Genomic DNA, 24,572 nt, shown 5'->3' with positions numbered 1-24,572 from the left:
TATAAACAGTTTTTATACCATGAAGAAATTACTCCTCTCATTTATTACAGCAACTCTCCTGAGTAGCATGTCTGCCGGTTCAGCCGGTGCGCAAGAGTTGCCCGAACAAAAGGAGACTTTGGCAACCATCGTAAAAGTAAACGACTACTTTATGAAAAAGTATGCCGATTATACCCTACCTTCGTTTTTTGGCAGAGTTCGTCCCAGCAATATCTGGACTCGTGGAGTATATTACGAAGGGCTGATGGCTTTATATAGCATTTACCCGCGCGAAGATTATTATAGCTATACATACGATTGGGCGAATTTCCACAAGTGGGGAATGCGTAATGGAAACACGACCCGCAATGCGGACGACCAATGCTGCGGACAGGTTTATATCGACCTATATAATATGTGTCCATCGGACCCGAACATGATCCGGAATATCAAAGCCAGCATCGATATGGTAGTAAACACTCCGCAAGTGAACGACTGGTGGTGGATCGATGCTATCCAGATGGCAATGCCCATTTATGCCAAATTCGGTAAGATGACCGGAGAACAGAAGTACTATAATAAAATGTGGGACCTGTACGCATACACCCGTAATACCCATGGAGAAGCCGGTATGTACAATGTCAAAGAAGGATTGTGGTGGCGCGATCAGGATTTCGACCCTCCTTACAAGGAGCCGAACGGCAAGAACTGCTACTGGTCCAGAGGCAACGGTTGGGTATATGCAGCCCTTGTGCGTGTATTGGATGAAATTCCCGCTGACGAAACACATCGTCAGGACTATATCCATGACTTCCTAGCCATGAGCAAAGCCTTGAAACAATGTCAGCGTGCAGACGGCTTCTGGAACGTAAGCCTCCACGATGAAAGCAATTTCGGAGGAAAAGAAACTTCGGGCACAGCTCTGTTTGTATACGGAATGGCATGGGGAATCCGCAACGGATTGCTCGACCGTAAAGAATATCTCCCTGTTGCACTGAAAGCATGGAATGCAATGGCAAAGGAGGCGGTTCATCCAAATGGCTTCCTGGGCTATGTACAAGGAACAGGCAAGGAACCGAAAGACGGCCAGCCGGTAACTTACAAAAGTGTTCCCGATTTTGAAGATTATGGTGTAGGTTGTTTTCTATTAGCAGGTACAGAGATTTACAAGTTAAAATAAGAGCATTATTTATCAGGTAAATGAAAAACAAGGTATTTCACTACTTATGCTGGTTCACAGCCATCATATGCAGCTTGCAGATGCAGGCACAAAACAACGTTGCCTCCCCCATGAAAGATGTAAATCAGGTGGTAGACAACACATTGGACAGTCTGAATAAAGCACGTACGGCACGCCCCGCTGCCGGAGCAAGCCGTAAAGGCAACAATCCGGTCTTATTTCTAGTCGGCAACTCTACCATGCGCACCGGTACTTTAGGAAACGGCAACAACGGCCAATGGGGCTGGGGATATTACGCAGGAGATTATTTCGACTCCAACCGAATCACCGTTGAGAATCATGCTTTGGGAGGAACCAGCAGCCGCACCTTCTACAACCGTCTCTGGCCGGATGTAATCAAAGGCGTGCAAGCCGGAGACTGGGTAATCATCGAACTGGGACACAATGATAACGGCCCTTATGACAGCGGACGTGCCCGCGCCTCCATTCCGGGAATCGGCAAGGACAGTCTGAATGTGACAATCAAAGAAACCGGAGCACAAGAGACCGTATACACATACGGCGAATATATGCGCCGTTTCATCAACGATGTAAAAGCCAAAGGAGCACACCCGATTTTATTCTCCCTGACTCCCCGCAATGCCTGGGAAGACAAAGACAGCACCATCATTACCCGTGTTAACAAAACATTCGGTTTGTGGGCAAAGCAAGTAGCGGAAGAACAGAATGTTCCTTTCATTGATTTGAATGATATCAGCGCCCGCAAGTTTGAGAAATTCGGCAAGAACAAAGTGAAATATATGTTCTATATCGACCGCATTCATACCAGCGCTTTCGGTGCCAAAGTGAATGCCGAATCTGCCGCAGACGGGATACGTGCCTGCGAAGGGCTGGAATTGGCAAAGTATCTGAAACCGGTCGAAAAGGACGAGGCTACCGGTTCGAGCCGTAAAGAAGGACGTCCGGTATTGTTTACCATCGGTGACAGTACGGTTAAAAATAAAGATAACGATAAAAACGGTATGTGGGGATGGGGCAGCGTGATAGCAGATGAGTTTAATCTGAATAAGATATCTGTTGAGAATTGCGCTATGGCAGGACGCAGCGCCCGTACGTTCCTTGACGAAGGTCGCTGGGATAAAGTATATCATGCACTCCAACCGGGAGACTTTGTTCTTATCCAGTTCGGACACAATGATGCCGGAGAGATAAATACCGGAAAAGCCCGTGCCGAATTGCCCGGCTCCGGAGAAGAAAGCAAAGTATTTTTAATGGAGAAAACAGGTAAATATCAAGTCATTTATACTTTCGGCTGGTATCTCAGGAAGTTTATCATGGACGTTCAGGAAAAGGGTGCCATACCTATCATTTTAAGCCATACCCCACGCAATAAGTGGAAAGACGGAAAGATAGAACGCAACACTGCCTCCTTCGGTAAATGGACACGTGAAGCTGCCGAAGCTACCGGAGCCTATTTTATCGACCTGAATAAAATAAGTGCTGACAAGCTCGAAAAGAAAGGTATCAAGAAAGCAGCAGATTATTATAACAATGACCATACGCATACTTCTTTGAAAGGAGCGCACATGAATGCCAAAAGCATCGCAGATGGACTGAAAATGGCTGATTGCCCGTTGAAACAGTACTTGAAATAAGAGACAGACTCATCTGATATATTCATAAAGCGGTTAATGCATTTCACTGACAGTGCATTAACCGCTTTCTTCTAGCTATTATTCATCCATCGGAATGACCTCTTGCATATAGATAGCATCAAGGCTCCAGAGTGCCGCATCATTTGTACTGATGCTGACGCATTCATCCAAAGGGGCCGGAACTTCGGGTGGCAACAGTTTAGTGATCCGGAAAGGAGGCGCAGATGTATGTTCCAGTCGGGTGAATAAATCCTCCCATGCCTCTTTTGCCATTAGTGTATCCCGCTTATGATAAGCAGCGTATGCCATCAGACGGGAAATTCGGAAACGGCTATGATTCAATTCCCACGCCTTTTGCTTATAACGTGCCGCATGGTCCAGCCACGCGTCTTTCCATTCGGGAAGGTCAATCATACGTATCATTTCGTTCATCACTTCAAAACCACCCATAATAGTCATTAAATGATTCGAAGATTCCAGCTTAGGATCACATTCACTGGTGATGATTCCCGTTGCCGGATCGAAACCCAGCGCTTTGGGTCCCGTAAAAATACGGTTGGGCAGGGCTGCTATACTTTTCATTCCGGCTACGATCTTATCCCGGTAAACAGTGTTGCCCGTACGCTCCCACTCCGTCATCCAGTTACCGGCATAGGCCAGCCAGTCCGGACCGATACGCAGGCGGGCAGGCGCCGTACAGGGATATTCACTGCGAGGCTGTGCCAGCCGCATGGGGTCTAATTCATATAGTTTCTGATCGGCATCCTTTACTTCAGTCATCAAGTCACCGCAACGTTCATCGGTAGTGAGATAATAATAGAAACGGTTCCATGCAGCCTGACTGATCCGGGCTTCTTTGGCACCGCATCCCCAATGGCTGACATTATGCCGGCTGCCCAACCCCGCATTCGGTCCGATATGGTAAACGTCCACTTCGGCTGTATGACGGGTCATTGCTTCTGCCATACGCCAGATATCTTCGCGACCTGTACGCAGGAAGTTGTACCACAACCACATATTAGAAGCCAGTTCCGTATTGTCCCAGGCAAATCCTCCTATATCATAACGCCAGGTATGACGGACGGGGTCATAAGCATGCATCACATCTCCATAATTCCAGAAACCATACCATTTATTCTGCTCTATGGCTTTATTATAAAAATCAATATATGCATCCAGACGATCTTCTACCCGCGCACGAAAAGAAGTACTCCGGTCCGGAAGACTCCATACGCCAAAAGCCTGTCGTGCATGAAGATAGTCCGGCGTAGGCAGCAATATTCCCGGTTCTGAGAGTGATTCAGCAACATCGGCAAAAGCCTTTTTTCCTGCATAACCTCTCTGTGGAATAAGTGTAAGTGTAGTAGTGCGGGCAATGCCATAAGGAGTACTCATTCCCTCCTGAACATCTTCGTAGCTGGCATTCAGACCGTGAGCGACATTATCGTAGTGACGTAAGTCCATCGGTTCTCCTTCGGGACTCCATAGCCATGCCGTGATCGTTGCAGCTGAAGTTTTGGCGCCCGATATTTCGAGGGATGAAGGATGAGACTGCCAAAAATCGTGTAGGCAGAGTCCCAAACCTCCCGTAATATCACCGACAAAAGCATAGCCTCCGCTACGGGTGCCGGAGAAAGTTCCTATCCAGGGATTATTGTCATTGGCACGTTTGCGAATGGAGAAAGCATCAGCAGAGAGTTGAGACAGGCGATAATCGTTCCATGAAGCCCAATTATCAAGAAGGTCACGATTCTTCCCGTCAAAAGCCTCGTAAGGCGGAATGCGTTTGCCATCCATCTGTTGCTGTTGCAGAGAAAGTGTATCCTCTTTGCCGAGAGTCAGTTTGCGCCGTCCTGCCAGCGGTTGTACCGGTTCACTCCAGACTCCTCCATCGGCACAGGAGAAAGCGACATGACGGTTATAAAGAGCTTCACGCATAGGAGCATCCATACGAATGCCCAAGGCACGAATAAAATCCTTATTTTGATCTCCGTCGTACACAAAACTATGTACGATCTTGATCTGCTCACTTCCGGCGTAAAAGTAGAGACGGACAACGAACGGAAGCCACTCCCGCCCCGTTTCACTTCTGTGGGTGCCTTCCAGTTTGACGAGTGTCCGCACCTGACCGGTACGTTCTACTGTAGCCGATGTCAATCTTCCGGTATAGTTGGTAAAAGTGATTTGAGAAGTATTTTCAAGGACCGGTTCGCTTTGAGTGTTACATACAAGACGTGCTTTTTCACCGACTTTTACTCCTCCACGGAATAGACTGTCAATCAGAAAATCTCCCTGACGAGGGATGTAAGCGGAAATAATTCCTGTCTCTATGCAGATACTTTGAGGTGTTTCAACAACAGATAGGGATGATTTATTGCTACGATCATCTGCAGTCCTTGAAGATGCTTTTTCTTTTGACTTTTTTCCGGTCTTTTTGAGTAGCAGTTTCTCCGTATTTTTCGGAATAACTCCGGCTATTCCGTTCCATTTCACAGAACCATCGGGCCAGTAGGCCAATGTCCAGGTATCTGTCGGAAGCATTTCACCTTTATCGGTCATTAGCTGCAAAGTGTGCTCCGGATATAATTCTCCTTCATTGAAGGGAACTCCCAGACTTACCGCTTTGTTTTGCTGCGGAGTATGACCGATCCAGTGTAATGGTATTTCAGAAGTTTCCTGCGACGAACATTCATAATGAAAATTGGCGATACGAGTTCGGGACAAGGTGGTACGAAAGCCAAACCAACCTTCCGTAAGGGGTTCGGCATCACGGAAATCCACCAATCGCACTCCATTTATATAATAACTAACCCTATTATTTTCATTCGTTATCTTGATATGATACCACTTGTTTGCCTCCAACAAATGGTCGGCATCTGTATATTCTTTCAAGATTGCGGGACGGGCTTTTGCATTTGTAACAGCCGCTTCGTTGCCGTCATAACGGCGAAAACGTGTAGTAGAATTATGATTCCCACCGTATCCCATATAGTAAAGTTGCAGGGAATAACAGTTCAGAAAGATGCCATTACGCCATTTCTCACGTTTCCAGATATTATCGGGGTATTGAGGGTCCGAAGCCATCCAAAAACAATTCAAGTCACTCAAGCGATCGCCTTCTGCCTCAACAACGACACACGCATCGTACTCAATGGTTACCTTGCCACTCATCTTTTCTTTTCGCCAAAGAGTTAAGCCTTTGGGAGAAAGAATTTCAGCAGTATCACCACGAAAGGTTACTTTATAATCCGGAGATTCGGACTCTACTTTCCAGTATTTATGAAACTGACGGGCGTTGAGTCCGGAGGTTTTATTATCTTGGGCGTTCGATGCCAAAGTAATAAGCAAGAACAAAAAAATAGATATGCTTTTCATATGCTAATTTAGGATAAGGAGTTCCATTATAAGGAACATTCTCAATAGTTTCACATCACAAAATTAGAAAATACCACCCGAATGATAAATAGAATATCATTCATTTAAATGGATATTTGTTCAACAAACGGTCTTCTTCCAGCAAACAGCAATATCATTAATTGTATTAAAAGTGACAAATACAAAAAAAAACGATCTGATAACCAAGCCTAACTTGATATCAGATCGATTCATTTATCTTCAGCGTATATATCTATTTTTGAAACACAAGCTCACCCATACGGTCTGCCGTACTAAAGACTATGGAACAAAGGCCATCTTTTATTTGCAACACTTCCATTCCAGCCAGTTGAACGATCTCCGGTTCAGCTCCGGTTTTACTACTCAAGATCTCTAACGTGGCATTCGACTTCACACCAACCGACAAATCACCGTCACAGGATAACACATATTGTCTTCCTTCCATTACGTTGGTAATAGCAACACTATTGACATCAGTGAACAAACTCCAATTATTGGCTTTATTTAATTCAATCATGTTTCCCCATACAAAACGCTGATTATCGGTGCTCAATACACTTGATACAACCACTACATCAAGTGATACGCTGTGTCCTTCCAAATCTGTTACATTCAAGACGACTTTGCCGTATTTCACTCCCTGAATGTATATCAGATTTTCACGATACTTGGCGGTAGCATAACCTTCTTCAGAAAAAGAAAACTGGTATCCACCGCTTCCGCTTTCAATCTTTAGTATACCTTCACTTCCTTCTTTGATTTGAATAGCTATACGATCAAGCTTCAGTTCAGCAACCGTATCTTCGTCTTTGCAAGACGAAAAGAGGCTGAGTTGAGATAATATCAAGACAAAAGATATTATATAAATATTAATAAACTGTTTCATATTATTCTAAGTTTATCCGTTTTATCTTTTAAATTTAAGCGCAATAGATTTTGTAATGTTTCCGTTTGCATCTTCAATGACTGCCTTCACTTCAAGCACGCCGCTAAAATCAGACAAGTCTATTGAGTTCTTATCAAACTCCGTCGTTTCTTCGCCATCTACAATCACATACATCTTCGTGAACGATGCAGCTTCGGGTCCCACTACACTGGCTTTACTTCCAACTACAACAATTGTCGGCTTCTTCAACCAACCAAAATCAAGATCAGTAGGTTCACCTGTAGCAAAACATCCCATTCCCCAAAAACGTAATTCCGCATCAGTAGTCAGCTTTCCGAAATTAACATCAGGCAAATCTCCGTTAGGCTTGCGGTCTCTCATCAATTCCGCTTCTTCCAAACTAATAAAATCGGTTTCTATCACTTCCTCGCTACCATCAAACGAATTGTTGGATACTTCGCTCTTCGCCCTGTTCACCATTACAATATGCTTACTACCCGATCTTGTAACCAATGATAAGTTGTTCTTAACCATATGATCATATCCATTGACATCAGTCGGAGGAAGCGCCAGAGGTGACTCACGGTTTGTCATATTATAGTTTTCTCCGCTATTGACAGCCGTATTGCTCTCAAATATAATTCCACCTAAATGATGATTGGCATAAAATCCTCTCAATCTATTGTAATAAGCCAAACTATTCCGTACCTCATGTTGAGGGATCACACTGGGTATGGCAGGCAGTTTGTCGGCAGCCATTCCATAGCCTCCGGCTTTAAAACCGGTACCGTCACCAGCAACTTCTTTGGTTCCGGGTTTATACCCATTCAAGAAAGACCAACAATTAATTATCTTCACAGCCTCGAAGCAATTGATCAAATCGAAACCATCATCACTATTGTACCATGCGCGACATCCTTCGAACACATTTCCCGTGCCTTTGCCTTCGCCAACTGAAGATGAGTTAATGTGACCGCCAAAACCATCAACATTGCCCCCCTTACCACCTTCGGAAACCGAATCATAATTGTTGTAAGCATCACAGTTCAAGATGTGATTATTGCTTCCTCCAAGCAAATAGAAACCAATTGCCATACCATCATGCGTTCTCAAATCTTCAAATTTGTTATTATTGGCTCCTTTTACAATACGGAAACACTCTGATTGCGTATGACCGGTAATAGTCACTTGCGTACCGATGACATCAAATCCCTTTAGATAAAGATTGGAACCTGTAACATAAAACACCGTAATACGCTGATCTTTCGGTTTTACCTGCGAAAGATCAAAAATGGGCCTCCCCTGTTTATTCGGATTAGCCAAATAAGAAATAGGTTTACCTACTTCACCACTTTTATTCATATGAAATACACAATGATAAAGTCCGCTATTGGTAGTTGTCATCGGCACTTGATTGGCGGGAACCACATATGTTCCCGGATTGATATAAACTACATCTCCCGCAACTACCACTTCCTGCACTTTTACTAAAGTGGCAAAAGGTTTATCTGAAGTTCCCGGATTAGAATCACTTCCCTCAGGATCCATATAATATGTCTTTTGTGCGGCTAGAGGGACTGATAACATCAGTCCCAAAAGTAAGTACGTTATTTTTGTTATATCTTTCATAATTATCTTTTTTTGATTGAAAAACATGCTATTTAATGAGAAGAAGACTTACCTTGCAAGTCCCAAGGTACGAAATAAGCACCATTCATAATCTTGGCTTTTACTTCTGCTTGTTTAGCCTGATCGGATTCATATTTCTGCCCGACAAAATCTGCTATAAATGAATAGTCATTCCAACGTTTTGCCACACGAATCATAAGCGGATAAGTTTTTCCTTCACAAGGGAATTCCAAGAAGGCTTCTTTCACCAATTCAATATCATTATGCTTTTTGATCTTGTCCTCGTCACTCAAACCGTCTAATTTTTGTTCTGCTACAATCTCCTCTTTGATGTCTTCCGGGGTCTGCCACATATCGCGCTTGCCAAGTCCTAAAATACCGCGAACACCATTATCGGCATACGTGCGGCGGAATCCCGCATAAAGTGTTGTCCACAATCCCCAGTTGCAATTCAGTCCTTGCCATTGTTCGCCCAATACTACACCGGCTCCGTAGAAGGGATCCACACCAGTATTCATCAAGACGGATACCGGCTCAAAACGTCCCATATTATTCAGCGCTTCAATCGCCATGAAATAAAGATCAGAAGTGTGATAAATCATTATATATGTATCGTCATGAGCAACAGAATGTCCGCTCTTTCTAAATCCACGGTATTTGCGTATCGCATATTCCACATCTTTTTCGATTTCCTGAATGGCTCTGAAACGCGCATCAGATGTTTTAATAGCCGTTGCATCGGCAGACGGATTGAAAGTAATATCTTCAAAACGTTTTGATCCTGGCACAGAAGCACGCATCATATAGCTTCCGCTACGGTCGAAATGATTCAATAACGAATTCTGCTGATTGTATTTGTAATCATACATAATAACAGATTCAGCTGCTGTCAGCACCGGCATCTCAGAATCATATTGCTGACCGTAATTGCTACCGTAACTTCCCGAACGCATATACTTGATATTAGCAACATTTCCTTGATACTCAGCCAACGCAAAAGTTCTGCTCATTTCTCCAAGAATCGTTGTAGCCGCTTTCTGATAATCCCCTTTCCAAAGTGCGATTTCTGCCTGTAATACGAAGTATCCGGGAACCATCATATTCCATCTTTTATATTCATCGTTTGTGGAAGTAGCTCCGTTAGCTGGATCAAGCCACTCATTCCATGACATATTGTATGTACCGTTTATTCCATCAAAGCCTGTATTCAACAGTTTGTCGCATTCATCGACAAGCTCACTCAGGTTCTTAGCAGTCTGGCTGACGATATCTTTCATGCTTTGCATCGGATCGTCGAACCATATAGCTTGTCCATATATCTTTGCCAACATGAGATAAGTCCATGTTTTCAATCTCACCGTGCTACTAATCAGACCTCTATAATCATCGTCATCTACGGTAGTAACATGTGTATCTCTGTATTCTTTTGCTTTCTGCAGATAATCATTGCAAGCAATAATTACATCATAATACTTAGCAGGGTCAGCGTATGTGTTACCGCTCAAATCATCATCATAATTATAGATGCTATAAAGGTCTGCCGGTGTATTTTCGGTAGGTTCCAACAGTTCTCCACGCATATCGGTCAGATAAATAGCTTTGTCTCCGATAGCTTGTATCTTTGTGATGATACCCAGAAAACCGGAATAAAGCTCGCTGCCTTCCTTGATATATCTGTCACCATTCAAGGTCGTATCATTGTTTGGCTCAAAGAAGTCACTACACGAAGCGAATATCATCGCCAACACCCCCATAAGTATTATTTCTATCTTAAACTTTTTCATTTTCATTAGAATTTTAAATTAACGCCCATTTTCACTGTTTTGGGTTGCATTAGCTTTGCATTATCAAAACCTTGCATATTCTCAGCATAAGAATAAGAGAATTCAGGGTCCATTCCCAAATAATCTGTGAAGGTCAACAGGTTCTCGCCTGTCACATATATTGTTCCCGAACGGAAGAAATTCCAAAGTGTTTTAGAGAAAGTATAGCTTACTGTCACATTCTTCATTCTTAGGTAAGATGCATCTTCCATCCAGCGAGAAGAGAAATAGCTGTTGCCCACAGGATCTTTCCATGTTGCCTTCGGCATATCGGTCTTCTGTCCTTCTACTGTCCAACGGTTTACAGCTGCAATACTTTGGTTGTTGGTAGTAGACACAGCCTCCAGTTGTTGTCTGACAGCATTGTATGCAATGTTGTCTTTTGAATATGAGAACTCTGCAGAAAGAGCAAATCCTTTGTATTTCAATTGTGTATAGAAACCTCCGAAATAGGCGGGAGCGGCACTGCCAAGAAGAATACGGTCTTTATCATCAATACGGTTATCGCCATTCTGATCTACAAAACGTACATCTCCGGCATTGTAACGACGTCCGGTACGATTACTAAGATTTGCCGCGTCAGCTTCAGCTTGTGTGGAGTATACTCCATTTGCCTGATAACCGTAGAATTGGTAAGGAGATTCTCCCACACGGTTGACCATCTGCACACCATTATCATAACTTAATATGATTTGTTCTTCACCGCCCAATGACTTGACCTTATCTCTGGAACGAGCAATGTTTCCACCAACGATCCACTCGAAGTTATGAGTGCGTACCAATGAAGCCTGCACTGACAACTCTATGCCTGTATTCTCTAACTTACCTACATTCGCATAATAGGGAACCGATCCATAAACAGATGAAAGAGGCATAGCAGATATCATATCACTGATTTGATTGTTATAATAATCAAAAGTTAGGTTCAAACGATTGTTCAGTACAGACAAGTCCAGTCCGAGATTCAAAGAAGCATTCTTCTCCGGTTTCAATGATACGTTCGGGATATTAGAGCGAACGATGGTTGACAACTGCATGTAAGGTACTGTGGAATAATAGTATCCTCCCATCTGTGAAGAGAAGCGTGAGTTACCTGTCAGTCCGTATTCGGCACGTACATTCAGCTTATTGAGCCATGTAGCATCAAGAAGCGGTTTCCATCCTTTGCCCAGCAAAGTTACTCCTACTGACGGATATGTATAGAAACGAGCAACATCCGTACCGGTAGAAGAAGCTGCATCAACAGCTATATTCACAGATGCCTGTACCATATTATTGTAAGTATAGTTGGCATGTCCGTAGAAATTAGTCCAGTTCCAGCTATTGATATACCCCAAGAAACGTCTTCCGTCAGTCGTGCTACCCAATGTCTGGTAGAAGTCATTACCGGTGTTGCGTCCTTCTCCTGCATCATATTCGTTTTTAGTAGTCATCAACTGCCATCCGGCTATTGCATTCAATTGGTGGACATAATTGAATGTTTTCTTATAACTGGCATTCAAGTTGGCAAAAAAGTTAGTCGTTACAGCAACTCCGTCGCTTACCGCATTATTCCGCAAACCGTATTTATCGCTTAACGGTACTATAGTAGCTTCACTTGCTCCGGGGATAAAGAGATGTTCGTTATCATAATTATAATACAAACCTACTGTTCCGGTTAGTGTCAATTCTCGAAAAGGGCTATATGCAATACCGGCTTTCATATTCAGATCATATTGGCGATTGCGAGAATCCAACGTGTTAACTATTGCTAAAGGATTGCTGACACTGTAATCTCGACTCTTGCTCCGTCCATAGAAATGAGATGCGTAAGTTTTCAGTGTATTTCCCTCGCGGTCTTTTTCGTATGGACTCAGGAAAGGAGATCTTGCGTAGGCTGCCAATATAGGATTCGTCGTGATATCCATCCCCTGCATCTGATAATGTCCGTTCATATAAGCCAAACCTACTGTTGCAAAAATATTCAGTTGTTTATTGACCAACACATTGGCATTCAGCAATGTATGAAAACGTTCCATACTTGTGTTATCCATCAGACCATTCTCGCGGTAATACCCTAATGACAGGTCGTACTTAGCAATATTGTCACCACCTTCTACTCTGAAAAGATGATCGGTGGAAGCTGTGTTCTTGTAAATCAAATCCTGCCAATCCGTATTATTGTTATACAGATAGTTGTAACGTGGATCGTTGGGATTCTGCATGAACGGGAAGTTTGTATAGAAGTTCTGCGGGTCCTTAGAAATAGTCATACCCATATCTGCCAGATACTGCTTGTAGTCATCCAGTCCCATCACCGGCATCCGCTTATCGTTCCAGTTGATTCCGTATGATCCATAGTAACTTACCCTGGTCTCCAAGTCATTAGATGCGGTACCGTCTGTTTCGATCAAGATTACACCATTGGAACCCATTGAACCATACATAGCTGCTTCCGCACCTTTCAACACAGTGATATTCTGTATATCCTGCAAATGATAAAACTGAAAGATATCACGGGTAAAGCCGCCAATCAGTTCGGAAGGTGTTTTATCAGGCATGTGAGGCACTCCGTTTATCACAATCAAAGGAGCGTTATCGCCAGTCAATGTGCGGATACCGCGTAAGTTATAATAACTGCCTTCTCCCGGCATACCACTACTGCGTTTCACTTGCAACCCGGCAACTTGTCCTGTCAAAGCACGATCAATCTTCGTAGTACCCAACATAAAATCTTTCTTAGTGATGTTGGTAGCAGCCGTATAGTCTTCGAGCTGCATTTCCCCTTCCCGACGGAAGGGGAGCACCATAGTCTCATTGTATTTATATTGATCTTCGGGAATCAATGTAATCACGATATTCGACCGATTTTTGATTAGCTGTTTCGCCGAGAAGTAACCCGGAGCCCAAACGGAAATCTCACCTGCTTTAGAAAGGTCCTTCACTTCAAACTGGAATGTACCTTCTTTGTTGGTAGTTACATTCATCGTATCGAGTACTGTGACAATAGCACCTTCCACCGGCTGATTTGTCGCTGACAAAATCTTACCTGTCAGTTTCTGGCCTCCTTGTCCCCATGTATTTGCCACCCCACATACGAGTAGCGCAGAAATACTAAGTATTGTTTTTATCTTTTTCATATCCTGTTTATCAAGGTTAATACAAATCTACTGTTGGACGGAAACACCACGTAGTTGGTTCCATCGTGCTTTGTGCGCCTTTTGTAAATTCAATTGTAACTTCAAGTTCTTCCGTTTGGTCAAATGTGACTACTCCAAGATCTGTTGATCCGTCACGATCATAGTTACCGGCTCTGTAAAGCTCGCTATATCCGCCACCACCACGGTCATGATTAGACCCCTTCATGGTTGAAGATGGAATAGGACCGTTTTCGCATTTCGGTATCTTTTTACCATTCAGGTAGAAAGTAGCATTCACCTGCGAACGGGAACCTAAGAATCCCATATAGAAGTTATATGATCCGGCAGGTATCTTATAAGGTACAGCCGTGAAACCTGTTGTAGAAGCTTTGTCTTCTACCAATCGATAGCATTTGAATTTGAAAATGCCTGGTCTGTCGGTATCTACCACCCACAACATCATAGATCTACAATAAACGGCCGGCAACCACGGTTGAGGTTGATTGGCCCCCACGTATTCTTTCACACGATTCATCTGTACGTTCTCACCGATATCTTTCAGATAAGTACTGATATAATTATATCCGGGATAATAGTACTTTTTATCTTCATCCGTCAATTTGTCAAACGTTTCAAAGCGTTCCTTGATTCTCCAGATCAATATCTTGTTGGTCGGTATTTTCAGTGAAGTTATCTTGTAAGCAACACCGTTACTCAACTCTACCGGATTATCAAGATCTACCGTATTTACTGTTGTACGCCATTGTTGGTCAAAAACAGAATAGAAGTCCTGGGTTGAAGTCGGATCACTTTCATTATAAATAAAGTCTTGTTTTACATACTTTTTACTAAAAAAAGCAGTCTGGAATATCCAGTTGTTCAGAATAGAGTCTTCACGTTCCATATTCCACGATTTCAACTTCTCTTTCGCCTCTTTCAGTGCGTTCTCTATCAAGTCATTAGAAGGTACCAGTAATGTAGCGGTAATGTTCTCCGAATAAAGGTCTAACTTCTTATCTGCAAAATACTGACTCTTTTCTGTGAATACAGAGTCATATACTGTATTTCCAGTCTTATCAATTCCTATAGGTGTACTTGCGGCTTTATCAAATACTCTTTGCGTACGACTCAATACCATTTCCTTAAAAATAGAGTATTCTTCGTCCGGCAATTCTTTGAGGTACTCCATTAATGCTTTGGGAGTATTGATATATTCTTCCAAATCATAAATATAGGCATTTTGGGTTTTAATCACCTTTTTCACTTTCGAACCATTGAAATAAATTCCCGGTTCCATACCATCCATAGGTTCATCATAGATTCTTACAGTCACATATTTACCATTCCACATCAACAAACGTTGTCCATCTTCGAGATTACTGGGTGAAAGAAGAGCATCCGTAATGTGGGCCTCTGCCTTAAATATTTCTTCAGCGCTTGCTTGTCCTTCGCTGCCTTCTGCTTTCGTAGCAGGCTGATTCGTGTTAGCTGTAGATTCATCACCTACCACCATGATGGTGTACATCAGGTTTTTCTCCTGCCAAGTTTTAATCACTCCTGTTTTGTCGAACAGTTCATACATCTTACTATAGCCTTGAGCAGTCTTTAAGAAGTCGGCCGCCAGCTCATCCACTGCTTCAATCTCCGTGTTGTCAATCACCGTTTCCCACTTGGAATAATGCGAATCCCAAGTATCCGTACAGGCACTGAGTCCAATCGAAACCAAAGCAGATGCTATGATATATCTAATTTTCTTCATGGTTGTTATTCTATTACAGGTTCAAACAATATATAATCAAAATACATGCGGAATTTATTGTGAGAGCTAGCTGCAGGATCTACCACAACTACGTTTAATGTGTGAGAAGTGGTTGTTGTAAATTCAAACGCAGTTTCTTCTCCACTCAAATTTGATGTTAACGGTGTATTGAAACAATCTTGTACATCTCCCGTCTTTCCATCATAAATACGTTTGTTGTCACCACCTGCCAGTCGTTTAGAATCTAATCTGAAATTGGTCAAACCGGCTTGACTGCCCTCTCCCCTCTCACCGATAAACTTCATCGACGGATCATATGCGTAATATAAAGTAATTCTATACTTCCCGGCCAAAATGGGTGGAATGGTCAAATTCAATGTACCGTTATATCCTATATTGACTACCAACGCATCATTATTCATCAACTTAGTCCAGTTGCCCGAAGTATTGGCACCTTTGGTACAATATGACAAATAACTCCAGTCACTTGCCAACGTACCACTAGGTCCCATTTCTATTTGATAAGATGAAACTTGCGGAACAATCTCCTGCCTGCCTATGAATTTTGTCAATGCAGTGTACGTATCATCATCGTCACGTGAAACCTGCTGATAAAGCTGTCCTTTTCCTTTTGAAGCGATATATGAAGATACTTCGGGATAATCACAGAAATCAAAGATAACAGGTATCGGCTCAAAATCGGTTTTCACCGGCAAATACCCATCAATCGGTTGGATATATCCATTTTTCACGACTTCGTCAGCTTGTTCCTCTATGAATTTAACTTCATTGTTTAATCCGTTTTCGGAAATCAAGATCAGGTCGTTTGTTGCTCTCGTATTCAGCATTTTCCTATATTCCCATGTGTCTCTGTCGAAAGGTTTTGGAAATGTACGAAGAGATTCAATAGTATGTTCTCCATCCATAATATGGTAAGCTATAAACCTGTTCAACTCATTATTGGGGAGTTCATAATCGTCGGTCAATGCTCCAACCTTGGTAGCCAATGCACTAAAGCTGGTGATACCTTCCTGTGCAAATACGGCATCGGATACGGCAAATACTGTGAAATATTTACGCAATTCTACTCTCATGCCTAACGGACCTTCGAGTATAGAATTCACAACACTCAGCGAATCGCTCCATGTTGTTTTCTCCAACGCTTCACAAAATATCTTATAATTACCCTTGTCCGAAAGACGTGCGTAGATAGTCTCTACAGCCGGACTCAGCACATCATCAAGCACATATATGCGCCCATTAGCTGTGCGTATTGCTAATTCGCTCACATGAGCTTCTTTATTAATATAAACAGATTTATCGCCGCCTTCACTACCAAAAGAAACTTTCAATGCATCTCCTGAAAGTGTTCTGCCCGGTAATTCACCGCTTTTCACAAAATCCTCCCGATCAATGGAGTCATTGATGACATGATATGTAACAAGAGTGCGGGCATATTCATATCCCAAATCTTCGATAGAAGTTACTCCCTTCTTTTCGTAAAAGCGGAGAACTGCATCATTAGTAGGTGCCAACACAGTGAAAGCATCCTCTGCGCGGTTTACAGCATTGAACAAATCTCCATATTTCAAAACTTTCACCCATTCAGAGAAATCGTCAGGACGATTCTGGAGATAGGTTGCTGCAGGTTGCACATCATATACCTTAAATACCGTATCCTTATACGGATCATCGCAGGAATAACAAGTGATGCACAAAATCAATAGGCAAAATATTACAATATTCTTCATAGTATATATTAATTTGCAGTTACATCATAATAAGGATTCTGTATTAAGTTCGGGTTACTGTCAATCTCACCTTGGTTAATAGGTAAATACCATGCATCAGTATTCTTAAGTACCGAACGTATCCAACTAGCACTAACCGTTGCATTATTTTCAATGATCATATTAATAAACTGATCTTTATACTTAAAGTTTTGCGATCTACCGAACCGTAAAAGGTCATACCAGCGTTTGCCTTCCGCAGCAAATTCAAGGTCACGTTCCTGCAGCAAGTATCCGAGCATGTTTTCTTGTGACACAGCATTCGTCTGAACACTTAACGTGGTAACGTTAGCACGAGTACGTATTTTATTGATAAGTTCCAAAGCCTGTGCGAAATTTGTTTCGCCACCTTTCCAAATCAGTGCTTCAGCTTTCATCAATAATATATCTGCCATGCGGTAGAGTATCCAGTTGGCATCTTTGTATGAACGAGCCGTAGATAATCCATCTTTTCCACCAATTCTGAACTTAAAAGGAAGATAGCCTTCCGTATTGGAGTTACCAATAACAGTTCCTGAAGAAAGAATAAATGTATTACCATAACCACGAACCGTGTTAGAGGTTACCCATGTATCGGTTTCTTCATCAAACAAACGTTTACACATTGCATTCGAAAACTGAAGAGCGGCAACAGTAGATTGTGTCCAAGGATAAATATTCGATGGAGAAGGATAAGAGCTTGCTGTAGCATCATCATCAGGAGATTGATTGCGTGACTGATCAAAATTAAGTTCAAATATAGAACCGTTGCTATTACCCGGGAAAAAGATTCCGTACCACTGTTCGGGATCTTCCACAAATGCCGGACGGAAAGTAGAATTCGAATTAATCAGCATATCCGCATATCTTACACAATCATCATAATCTTCGCTCCACAAGCACACGTCTGCCATCAATGCATACAATGCCCATACGGTGACACGTCCTTTACTCATGCCGGTCCAGTCTTCATCATCATACATTTCTTTGGCTGCTCCTGTGGAAAGTGCAGTCTCGATATCCAACTTGATCTGCGCTATAATCGCTTCTTCTGAAGATTTGGGTACATCGACAGCATATTCGTCCGTCATGTAAGGTTCCAAAATCAAAGGTACTTCTTTGAAATTGCGTACTAACGTAAAGTATGTCCATGCACGCATAAAATATGCTTCTGCCATATTTGAGTTCATTACTGCCTCATGATAAGTCTCATCTTCCCTCTTTACTTCCGGTGCATACTTAATAATGGAGTTCGCCACATTCAATATAGAATAGAAACTTGCCCATTTGCATTCATTTGATGAGGAGGTTAACTGGAAATTCTGTAATTCCTGTTTTGACTTACCTGAATAGGCATAAATGGATGCCCCGCGAAGTTCGCCCCAATAAATTAATGTAGGAACTGTCAAACGCATATTATGGTATCCTTGTGCCAAGACCTCTTCTACCTGCTCTTTTGTTTTCCAGTATTCTGGAGATACCTGTTCGTTCTTAGGCAGTACGTCCAGCCAATCATTACAACTAGAAGTCAGCAAAGTTGTTCCGGCTATTGCTATGTATATTAATAATTTCTTCATATTATTATCGTATTAAAAACTTAAGTTAAAACCAAAAGTATATCGTCTAGACACAGGTGTCGTTGCGCTGTCCGTAGCCAGGTCTGTCGGTCTTGACGGGAGGTTTACTTCCGGATCCTGACCGGTATAAGAAGACCAAGTAAACAGGTTGTATCCTGTAACGAAACATGTCAGTGAAGTGATACCCATTTTGTTGCAAATGCTTTTCGGAAAAGCATAATTCAGTGTCAACTGTTTCAAACGAAGGAAGGAAGTATCTTCCACAAAACGGTCAGAACCTAAATAGTTGAATCCTTCTCCATACAATGCACGCGGTATATCAGTAATATCACCTTCATTTTTCCATCTTCTCAACACAGCCGTACTCTGATTAGCATTACCGTTCATAGACTCATTATTCATACGTGCCGTATTCACTACCGACTGTCCGAAACGCCCGTGGAAGAAAGTATTGATAGAGAATTGTTTGTACTTAATAGTCAATCCCGCACCACCAGTCAATATCGGGTTGGCATTACCAAGATAGACAATATCATATTGGTTGATAACACCGTCATGGTTGATATCTTCGTACATCGCATCCCCCGGCTGGCAGGTAGCTGTCAGATTTTTCATTACGATCGGCCTACCTTTTGCATCATTCATTACATTTCCTTCAGCATCACGCGCGTATGTTGCTTCCGTATTTTGATATACGCCTTTGTAGCGGTATCCGTAGAACGAACCGATAGGACGTCCGACTTCTGCACGGGCAGCGTATGCTCCATTCTTGGGTGAATAATTCTCCTGTACCATATTGGCTGGCAACTCAGTTATTTTATTTTCGTTGCGGCTAAAGTTCACATAACCGTTGATACGCCAGTCTTTATTCTCAAATAAAACAACATCCGTGCGGAACTCCCAACCTTTGTTCTCCATTTTACCCGAATTGAAATAACTAATCGATCCGAAACTGGTAGTTGAAGGTAGTTTGTAGTTCTTCTGCAGCAAGTCTTTCACTGTCTTATAATAATAATCGAATGTAAATCTTAAACGACCTTTTAATACAGAAGCATCCAAACCATAGTTATATTCGGTAGAGGTTTCCCATCTCAAATTATCCAACTGCATACGGGCTTGCTTTGTGGCTGACATGTTCATATAGTCTGTTCCCTTCACATAAGCACCCAAATAAACAGAAGCACCGCTAGGAGCACGTCCGCTCTGACCGATACTGAAACGGAATTTCGCTTCGTCCAACCATTTATCTCTTGCTTTTTCCATAAAAGACTCGTTCTGAAAGTTCCATGCAAGACCTACAGCGGGAAAGTAACCCATTCTTTCATTACGTCCCATAGCAGAGTTACCTTCGGCATTGAGAGATCCGTGAACAACATAACGATCCAGCAATGTATAGTTTAATACTCCTACAAAAGATACATTACGTGTTTCCGATTCGCTTGAATTCATGTCACTGATAGTAGTTCCGACTACCGGATCAGAAAGATCGGAAGAAGCATTGCCGTATACTTCGCTATTATAGCCTGAATTAATATACTGACCGGTACGAACCAATACATTCGCAATAATATTATGTTTATTATTCCAGTTCTTGATATACATCAACTTATTCTCTGTCTGCAAAGCCAACTGATCGGAATAAGCGTCAGCACTCTGATTGGCATATTGGTTCACTTGTTCTACTCCTGTTACTACCTGCGGCAAAAAACGACGTGTTTTAATTGCACGCATGTTGATAGAAGCCCAACCTTTATAAAAGAATCCTGGCAATATCTCATAATCGGCACGGAATGTAATCTTACCTTCACGCTGCACAGTTCTGTTGATTGCTTCATGTGCCATAGCAACGGGATTGTAGTTACTCTTTCCATTAAAAGAGCCTTCAAAATTCGGATCATGATAAGTAAAGTACTCATCGGTCAATGTACCTGTCAAGTCGTTTACTGTAAAAGGTGATTTATTCGGCATTTTACTCAACGCCTCCGAGCGAATAGTATTTACCCAATTCGCATCCGTATTGGTCTGCGAATAAGAAAAGTCTGCACCGAATTTTAACTTATTAGAAAACTGATAATTGATGACCATTGAAGTATTCAAACGGTTCATAGACGTACCGATAGTAGTACCGATATCACTCATATATCCTAACGAGAAACGATAAGTTGCTTTTTCACCACCACCATTCATTGAAAAACTGTTATCAGAAACCAATGCTTTTTGGCGTACATAATCCAACCAATTAGTATTTTGATTATACTCATCATAGTATCTCCAGTCCGGATTGTCACCGATTGCCGGTGCATCAGACAACATATTCAGATATTTATTTCCCGGATTATTCAGACCGATGTATTTGGCCGAGTTCCAGATAGATTCCTGCATAAGAGAAGTATATTCCTTACCGTTCAACATCGGGATAGTACTCGGATCTTCCTTCATTGTCCATTTGGAAGAGAATGAGAAACGAGTTTTACCAACCGTACCTTGTTTTGTCTTAATAACCAATACACCGTTGGCACCCTGAGTACCCCAAATAGCAGTAGCTGACGCATCTTTCAGTACTTCAACTGAAGCAATATCATTAGGTGAAATATTTAAAAGGGCCCCCAAATCTTCTTCCGTAGCTGTGCTAAAATTGAAGTCATCACTGATGTCTGTCGGATATGGTACACCATCGATAACAATCAACGGGTCAGAAGATGCATTCAACGTACTTGTACCACGGATTCTGATAGCACTACGGCTACCTGGATCTCCACCCAAAACAATATCCACACCACCCAACTGTCCTTGTAAGGCTTCCTCTATAGATACAACAGGTGCTGCAGCAATCAACTTTTCCATATCAACTTTCTGAGTAGCCGAAACCATTTCTTTGTCCGAAATACCCAAATCATTTCGATTTAACCGACGAGCTGAAACTACAACTTCATCCACAGCCATTGATTCTGACTCCAGAGTCACATTCAATAAGGTCTGACCTGTATACTTTATACGTTTTGTTTTCATTCCGATATAAGAATAAACAATAGTCAGATCTTTTTCGCCTGCAGGGACTTTCACATTATACTGTCCGTTCAGGTTTGTGATACCACCACCCAATGAACGGTTCTGGTTGTTTACTAGATTGACATTCACACCAACCAGTGGTTCTGCAGTTTTTCCAAACAATTCAGTAACCGTACCGGATATAACCTTCTGTACCTGCCCTGCCATTTCTATAGAACAGGACAGAAAAATGGCTACTAATGTATAAAAGACTTTATTTGTCTGATTCATGATTAATTAGATATTCAGTTAATTAAAAACAGCGTCTATCAGGTGGAAAGCACCATCCATAAAAGCAAATGGGAAATTCTCATATGATACTACTTTACACGCATTTCCATACTGACCGGTAGTCTGGTCCTGCAACTGTAAGGTTATGAAAGTACCGTTATCAGTATACTTCACAGGAATATTATTGCTGTTACGGTATTCTCCCGATAACCAATCAGGTGATCCGAGATACGGACAGCCTGATGCAACCGGAGCATTGGTAGGCGTAAAGAAATAATTAAGTAAATATTCTCCCAACAAGCGCTTGTTTGTAACTTCTCCTTGAAGAGTGGGTGAAGGCAGACTTAAGTCTATTGTGCCTTTTACTCCTGGAATACGATTATTATCCAAAGCCTCCTTTAATGCTTCATTGGTCGGAATAAACCCAATGAGACGTCCGGCCAATCTGTAATCCCAAGCAAGTACACCGTCTATAGTAGCAAATATTTCAGCCTGTCTCATTAAATAGGCAAATACGAAATTCGGATATTTCGTTTCTCCGATGGAAGTCAGCATTGTCTTCAGGCTTGTATATTCCAATCCATCCAGTTTTCCGAATACACCGAAATCACTTTCATATTCATACACTTTTCCGTTTGTCCAAGCACCTCCGGCATCATTAGTCACCTCTTTTACTTCAGTGAAAAGTGTAGGAATAACCATTTGAGGGTCTTGACCTAATACACTATTAAACACATAATTCGTTGTCAATTTTCCATCTTTCACGAACCAATAAGTTCCACCATCCTGAGTAGCATGAACAGCCCAAGGTGTATTGAAGTTAACATCTCCTACTACAGTTCCACCACTGACAATTCTTTTCAAGTCCGAAGTTGCAACAGCCACATCACCATCTTCTCCTGAAGTTGCCAATGTATTACCTACTCCATCAGACATCAGACGCATATCACTGATTTCATATCCACTATTTTTAGTGATCAACATCGTATAGCTTGTAGCAGTAGTAGTGTACGCAGCCATCTGATTACTCTGATAGATAGCATACAATGAAAGTAGATAATCTCTTTTGAGGAAAGACGGTCCCATCACGGTACTGAATATTTCAGGCATTGGGAAATTGCTTAATCCATAAAAACTACCGTTCACACAGATACTCTTATCTTTCACATCACTCAACTGAAAATCATAGTGCGAACCCAAAGAATTGGTAATTCCACTAATTTCGTCAGGGAAAACGATAGAACCTCCATATACTGATTGATAAAGCAATATCTTAGTAATCAGTGGGTCCAAATCAGTTAAAGAAGAATATCCTCCAACTTTCCAATATTTATTGAAAAAAGTATTTAATGCCTGATTGGACGGTGCAAAGATACTATAGGATATAGAAGCCAATTCAGGATAAAGACGGAAATTAGAAGTCGGCCACTCCAAAGCAATATTAGGGAGTCCGTTTGATGCATGTTCGTGCAAAAAGAGACTATCTACTCCGACTGCATTTCCATAATCGACCGACAAGTCCTTATCATAGGTATAAGTACTATATTGGCTATAGAAGTCGAGAAAATCGGAATAATCTGATTTCTTTTTCAAAACATCATAAATAGTTTCCAATGGTTCCAACACTCTGTCTACATTATATATATAGCCGTTATTAGTTATGATTTGGTATTCCTTAACACTTGCATTCGATACATTGAACCCGTTATCTCCCGTCCATGTAGAGTTAGGATAGAAAAACTCATAATTCTTCTTTGCATCAATACCTTTAGATGCAAAAATATAGTGAGAGAATACAGGCAAGAACCGCTCTAAATGATAGACGGTTACTGTATTATTTGTTGATGGATCCACTTCCTTTGTAATAGGACTGGTGCTGTGTGTGCGAAATTTATAATACATTCCCGGTTGTAAAACTCCCAATTCTTCGTCATCATCGTCATTATCACTTGTAGCACTGTCTTCCGGGCGAAAGTTTTCGAGATCACTCTTGCTATAAGAGTAGTAGATTAAATGATAGCCAATCAGTTTCTTCAAATCATCTGTCGGTATATCCTTTACTGAAACATAGCCGTGTTCCTCCAGATAAGCAGTAAACGCATCATTGTCCGGAGCCATGACAGTTGCAACACTCTTACCATCAAGAATGGGTCTGAAGCCTGATAGCTCTGCCGCTTCCAGAAACATGGAGAATTTACCTTCATATTCATTAGAAAGAACTTCCCAAGCCGTACCTTTCAGCCAAGCCGGTTTTTCATAATGTTCATCCATCTTGTCATCACAGGACAGGAAAAAGGAAGAGAGGAACAATAGTAGCAGCAGATGCCGTTTTCGAATCATTGCATTTCTCATAATACTAAAATTATATTAAGTTATAATTAAAAATCTGCTAAAAAAAGTTTGGTATCGTGGCTAACAAAAAAAGACTTGCGCTCGATATTAATAACTGCATAGATTCACATACATTCATATAGTTTCCATAGTTTTTTATATTAATGTATTAATATAAGTTTAAAAAAAG

Annotated in this window: 12 protein-coding genes; 2 read left to right on the top strand and 10 right to left on the bottom strand. The window is 41.8% G+C overall.

Annotation, left to right across the window (positions count from 1 at the left end; translation table 11 throughout):
* Positions 1 to 19 precede the first annotated feature (19 nt).
* Positions 20 to 1,159, top strand: a complete 1,140-nt coding sequence (locus ACHLI0_RS19235) for a glycoside hydrolase family 88/105 protein (protein WP_072066190.1) — start codon at positions 20 to 22, stop codon at positions 1,157 to 1,159.
* 20 nt (positions 1,160 to 1,179) lie between these two features.
* Entirely contained in the window at positions 1,180 to 2,814 is a 1,635-nt protein-coding gene (locus ACHLI0_RS19230; RefSeq protein WP_490749861.1) for a rhamnogalacturonan acetylesterase, read from the top strand.
* A gap of 78 nt (positions 2,815 to 2,892) precedes the next feature.
* Here the strand turns inward: ACHLI0_RS19230 and ACHLI0_RS19225 are convergent, their stop codons facing one another.
* The 10 genes from ACHLI0_RS19225 to ACHLI0_RS19180 form a co-directional block, all read right to left on the bottom strand.
* The gene (locus ACHLI0_RS19225; RefSeq protein WP_490749860.1) at positions 2,893 to 6,189 is read right to left on the bottom strand and encodes an exo-rhamnogalacturonan lyase family protein; all 3,297 of its coding nucleotides are present in this window, start codon (positions 6,187 to 6,189) and stop codon (positions 2,893 to 2,895) included.
* A 253-nt stretch (positions 6,190 to 6,442) separates the two neighbouring features.
* The gene (locus ACHLI0_RS19220; RefSeq protein WP_118417752.1) at positions 6,443 to 7,096 is read right to left on the bottom strand and encodes a hypothetical protein; all 654 of its coding nucleotides are present in this window, start codon (positions 7,094 to 7,096) and stop codon (positions 6,443 to 6,445) included.
* A gap of 21 nt (positions 7,097 to 7,117) precedes the next feature.
* The gene (locus ACHLI0_RS19215) at positions 7,118 to 8,725 is read right to left on the bottom strand and encodes a rhamnogalacturonan lyase (protein ID WP_090613726.1); all 1,608 of its coding nucleotides are present in this window, start codon (positions 8,723 to 8,725) and stop codon (positions 7,118 to 7,120) included.
* A 32-nt stretch (positions 8,726 to 8,757) separates the two neighbouring features.
* Positions 8,758 to 10,509, bottom strand: a complete 1,752-nt coding sequence (locus ACHLI0_RS19210; RefSeq protein WP_090613916.1) for a hypothetical protein — start codon at positions 10,507 to 10,509, stop codon at positions 8,758 to 8,760.
* A gap of 5 nt (positions 10,510 to 10,514) precedes the next feature.
* Positions 10,515 to 13,667: a SusC/RagA family TonB-linked outer membrane protein gene (locus ACHLI0_RS19205; RefSeq protein WP_490749859.1), complete on the bottom strand. Its 3,153-nt coding sequence runs from the start codon at positions 13,665 to 13,667 to the stop codon at positions 10,515 to 10,517.
* Positions 13,668 to 13,683: 16 nt separating this feature from the next.
* Positions 13,684 to 15,426 (bottom strand): hypothetical protein, encoded by a 1,743-nt coding sequence (locus tag ACHLI0_RS19200; RefSeq protein WP_490749858.1) that lies wholly within the window; start codon positions 15,424 to 15,426, stop codon positions 13,684 to 13,686.
* 5 nt (positions 15,427 to 15,431) lie between these two features.
* Positions 15,432 to 17,177, bottom strand: coding sequence for a DUF5108 domain-containing protein (locus ACHLI0_RS19195; protein WP_490749857.1), 1,746 nt, complete (start codon positions 17,175 to 17,177; stop codon positions 15,432 to 15,434).
* An 8-nt stretch (positions 17,178 to 17,185) separates the two neighbouring features.
* A complete protein-coding gene (locus ACHLI0_RS19190) occupies positions 17,186 to 18,772 on the bottom strand; it encodes a RagB/SusD family nutrient uptake outer membrane protein (protein ID WP_490749856.1) in 1,587 nt (528 codons plus the stop codon).
* A gap of 12 nt (positions 18,773 to 18,784) precedes the next feature.
* On the bottom strand, positions 18,785 to 22,051 hold the full coding sequence (locus ACHLI0_RS19185) for a SusC/RagA family TonB-linked outer membrane protein (RefSeq protein ID WP_490749855.1): 3,267 nt from the start codon (positions 22,049 to 22,051) through the stop codon (positions 18,785 to 18,787).
* A gap of 18 nt (positions 22,052 to 22,069) precedes the next feature.
* Positions 22,070 to 24,391: a fasciclin domain-containing protein gene (locus ACHLI0_RS19180; protein ID WP_490749854.1), complete on the bottom strand. Its 2,322-nt coding sequence runs from the start codon at positions 24,389 to 24,391 to the stop codon at positions 22,070 to 22,072.
* Between the last annotated feature and the right edge of the window lie 181 nt (positions 24,392 to 24,572).

The sequence above is a fragment of the Bacteroides sp. RCH18 genome, assembly GCF_058231005.1.
The sequence above is the reverse complement of the archived record's forward strand: the minus strand, read 5'-3'. Positions and strand labels throughout refer to the sequence as shown.